This window comes from Pseudomonas sp. XP2 (assembly GCF_053557975.1).
In genome coordinates, this window is sequence record NZ_JBNRIK010000063.1 from 1 (window position 1) to 2,301 (window position 2,301).

Consider the following 2,301-nt stretch of genomic DNA (forward strand, 5'->3'; position numbering starts at 1 on the left):
CTTTATCAACAAAGACGTCATCGCCTTGGGCCGGCGCCGAGATGGTCTTGGTGGTCTCGCCAGCAGCGAACACCACGGTTTCGCCAGTACTCAGGACAACGGTGAGCGCCTTGTCCAGCGCTTGGTTCAGGGTGACGTTAAAGGTTGGTGCAGTGGCTTCGTTCACCGACTCGGTGACCGGCGTGATGCTGACCTTGACCAGGTTGTCGCTGCCGTTCGGCTCGTCGCTGACGGTAGTGGTGACCGGGGTCTTGTCGGTCACCAGGTTCTCGAACTTGGTGTCGCCGGTGACCGAAATGTCGGTGATCGACTTGGTGATCGCAGGCTGGCCACCGGTGAACAGGTCGTTCGGTGCAGTGACGAAGGCGGTACCCGAGGCCGAGCCGGCCGGAATAGTCACGACCGTGCCGCCAGTCAGGGTCACGGTCACACCGCCGTGGCCGGTCACTGGCAGCTTGGTGTCTTCACTGATCAGGGTCACGGTGTAGGTGATCTTGCCACCTTCGACTACAGCGGTGTTGTCCACCGACAGGACAGCGGTGACTTTGCTGATGGTGTCGGTGACCTGAACGGTCGCCGGGGTACCGATCTGCAGGTTCTCCAGCGGCGCACCGGTGACGGTGGCCTTGTCGATGCTGACGGTGATCTGGCCCTTGTCGATGAACACGTCATCGCCCTGGGCTGGCGCCGAAACGGTCTTGGTGGTCTCGCCAGCGGCGAACACCACGGTTTCACCAGTGCTCAGCAGCACGGTCAGCGGTTTATCGATGGCCTGGTTCAGGGTGAGCTTGAAGGTCGGCGCAGTCGCCTCGTTCACCGTGTCGGTGACCGGAGTGATGCTGACCTTGACCAGGTTGTCGTTGCCGTTCGGCTCGTCGCTGATGGTCGTGGTGACCGGGGTCTTGTCGGTCACCAGGTTCTCGAACTTGGTGTCGCCGGTGACTTCGATACCGGTGATCGACTTGGTAATTGCGTCCTGGCCGCCCGCGTACAGGTCGTTCGGCGCGGTGATTTCCACGGTGCCGGTGGCCGAGCCTGGGTTGATGGTGACCTGAGTGCCACCGGTCAAGGTCACGGTCACACCACCGTGGCCAGTCACTGGCAGCTTGGTGTCTTCACTGATCAGGGTGACGGTGTAGGTGATCTTGCCACCTTCCACCACAGCGGTGTTGTCCACCGACAGGACAGCGGTGACTTTGCTGATGGTGTCGGTCACGTTGACAGTGGCCGGGTCGCCGATCTGCAGGTTCTCCAGCGGAGCACCGGTAACGGTGGCCTTGTCGATGCTGACGGTGATGGTGCCTTTATCAACAAAGACGTCATCGCCCTGGGCAGGCGCCGAGATGGTCTTGGTGGTCTCGCCAGCGGCGAACACCACGGTTTCACCGGTGCTCAGCAGCACGGTCAGCGGTTTATCGATGGCCTGGTTCAGGGTGAGCTTGAAGGTCGGCGCAGTCGCCTCGTTCACCGTGTCGGTGACTGGAGTGATGCTGACTTTCACCAGGTTGTCGCTGCCGTTTGGCTCGTCGCTGACGGTAGTGGTGACCGGGGTCTTGTCGGTCACCAGGTTCTCGAACTTGGTGTCGCCGGTGACTTCGATACCGGTGATCGACTTGGTAATTGCGTCCTGGCCGCCCGCGTACAGGTCGTTCGGCGCGGTGATTTCCACGGTGCCGGTGGCCGAGCCTGGGTTGATGGTGACCTGAGTGCCACCGGTCAAGGTCACGGTCACACCACCGTGGCCAGTCACTGGCAGCTTGGTGTCTTCACTGATCAGGGTGACGGTGTAGGTGATCTTGCCGCCTTCGACCACAGCGGTGTTGTCCACCGACAGGACAGCGGTGACTTTGCTGATGGTGTCGGTCACGTTGACAGTGGCCGGATCGCCGATCTGCAGGTTTTCCAGCGGCGCACCGGTGACGGTGGCCTTGTCGATGCTGACGGTGATCTGGCCCTTGTCGATGAACACATCGTCGCCCTGGGCAGGCGCCGAGATGGTCTTGGTGGTCTCGCCAGCGGCGAACACCACGGTTTCACCGGTGCTCAGCAGCACGGTCAGCGGTTTATCGATGGCCTGGTTCAGGGTGAGCTTGAAGGTCGGCGCAGTCGCCTCGTTCACCGTGTCGGTGACTGGAGTGATGCTGACTTTCACCAGGTCACCCTGCCCGGAAGGCTCATCCGTAACGCTGGTGCTGACCTCGGTCTTATCCAGGGTCAGGTTCTCGAACTTCCACGCGTCCGCGCCGCTGACCGCGTCGATGGCGTTGACCACCGGCTCGTTAGCACCGACATAGACGTTAT

At 61.6% G+C, this 2,301-nt stretch carries 1 protein-coding gene; it reads right to left on the bottom strand.

The window, feature by feature from the left end; translation table 11 throughout:
• Nucleotides 1-2,301, bottom strand: a 2,301-nt coding sequence (locus ACK1VC_RS28860) for an immunoglobulin-like domain-containing protein (RefSeq protein ID WP_449118188.1), incomplete at both ends; no start/stop codon positions are given.